General features: G+C 63.9%; 1 pseudogene. It reads right to left on the bottom strand.

Annotated elements, in window-relative coordinates:
• Positions 1 to 147, bottom strand: a pseudogene (locus tag IG69_RS21905) (IS3 family transposase); the annotation flags it as partial.
• Positions 148 to 241 lie beyond the last annotated feature (94 nt).

Genomic DNA, 241 nt, shown 5'->3' with positions numbered 1-241 from the left:
GGGGGTCAATCGGCCGAGGGCGTTCTGCCTGCGGCGGCGGTGGTAGGTGCGTTCGATCCAGGTGATGATGGCGATGCGCAGTTCTTGGCGGGTGGCCCAAGCGCGGCGGTTCAGGACGTTCTCCTGCAGCAGGGAGAAGAACGACTGTGAGACTTCCGGCATGCTGCGCGGCAAGGTGGTGCCGGCTGACGTGACCCACAGAATGACCGACCCCGCCGGTGTCTTCATTGAGAGATATGTC

This window comes from Phycicoccus jejuensis (genome assembly GCF_000720925.1).
Lineage (GTDB): Bacteria > Actinomycetota > Actinomycetes > Actinomycetales > Dermatophilaceae > Phycicoccus > Phycicoccus jejuensis.
Note: the sequence above shows the minus strand (reverse complement) of the source record. Positions and strands in the feature narration are given on the sequence as shown.